Source organism: Thalassotalea sp. G20_0, assembly GCF_017744175.1.
Taxonomy (GTDB): Bacteria; Pseudomonadota; Gammaproteobacteria; order Pseudomonadales; family Endozoicomonadaceae; genus Endozoicomonas.
The window spans coordinates 1-1,445 of record NZ_JAGHQV010000195.1 but is presented as its reverse complement, the minus strand read 5'-3'; the positions used below and the strand labels follow the sequence as shown (position 1 = coordinate 1,445).

1 protein-coding gene is annotated in these 1,445 nt (G+C 55.2%); it reads right to left on the bottom strand.

Annotation, left to right across the window (positions count from 1 at the left end; translation table 11 throughout):
- The coding region (locus tag J7438_RS25455; protein WP_209278839.1) for a SidE phosphodiesterase domain-containing protein at positions 1-1,445 on the bottom strand (1,445 nt) is incomplete at both ends.

Sequence of the window (1,445 nt, the reverse complement as noted above, 5' to 3'; positions counted from 1 at the left end):
GTTGTGGATGGGCAGCGAGTTCATGGGGGGTGCCTGAGGGTCTCGCAGTTTATTCAGCAGCATCGGCATGGAGGAAAAATCATCCGCTTTGGGGGCGGGGTCTGGTTTCTCAGGACATGGGTAGCGAGTCGCCATCCCGGCAAAGTCCCAGTGGAACATCACCGGTTCCCCTTCCGGGGTCAGTTCAATGCCCTCCCAGTCACTGTTCACCATACTTTCGTTACCGACAATCACATTAATCAGCAGTAATCTGGCCCACTGTTCACAAGACAGGGAGCGCAGGGTCTCCTCCCCGCCTTTGAGTTTACCCTGCCATTGTTCGGGAACAGCACTGACCAGATAAAAATGACCCTGTTCCTGATGGACAAAGCTCTCGGGTACGGTGATGCCCAGCAGTCGGGCCAGGTTGCCCATCAGCCGCTGGTTTTGCGCACTTAGCTCACCGCTGGTCGGTTTGATGTAATAGACCTGCTGGCTGACGGGGTCGCTATACAGCCCCTTTGGCCAACTGCCCTGGCACTCTTTTATATCCGCACCGGGTGGGGTCAGTTGTGCCAGGGAGAAGGAGGGGGCCTGTGGTTTTGCCGGGTGTTCGGTGTATGGGGAGATTAACTCCCGGATAACAGCGGACTGTTCACCTATGCTATGAAGCTGATAGCTGAATGGCGAAGGATGGTGTTCCCACTGTTTTTTCCTGTTTTCACACTTGCTGGCGGTACCGATGCTGAAGAAATGTTCCTGCTCTGTGGCGCTGTCCTGCAACTTGATCGGAAACCAGAGATCACCCTGCCTGGCAATCACCCGGCAGACCTCTTCGGCCAGCGTGCGCCACTCTTTCCTCTGGTGATCATCCTGACAGGCAGCAAAACACTCCAGCTGGTCTATGTAAAAACATTCCCTTACCCGCATAACCTCCAGCGTATCCGCATCATGGAGCAAACTGCGCAGGGTCTGTATTGCCTCTGGCAGATTCTGGCAGCCCTTGGGATTATCCTTGTGGTAAATCGCCTCGCCACACTGCCAGGCCAGGGACTGCTCGATGCCGCAGTTGCGCAGGTGTTCCATCAGGTTGTCAGCACTGGCCCGCTCCCACTCCTCCGTATCGACCCCATCGCCTTCACGGCCGGTGTCGTGAAACAGACAGGCTTTGATCAGCAGTGGTACCATGTGGTCGGGAAATGCTACCGCCTTGGGATCGCCGTGCTGTTTACGCTGTTGCAACAGGGCTACGGCCCAGATCGCCGTCCGGCAACTGTGCTGGACACCATGAACGGGGCGGGCAATGGTCTGGGCATCAGGTGAGAGACTTGATGGAAAATAATGCTGTAGCAAGGTCGTTTTCGGGATATCACTGGAGTCAATCAACGATTGATCAATGATCGGAAGATTGTACGACTCCGTTTCGACTTTAGCTGTTTTCGGAGGGTTTTTTGTTGGCTCTATAG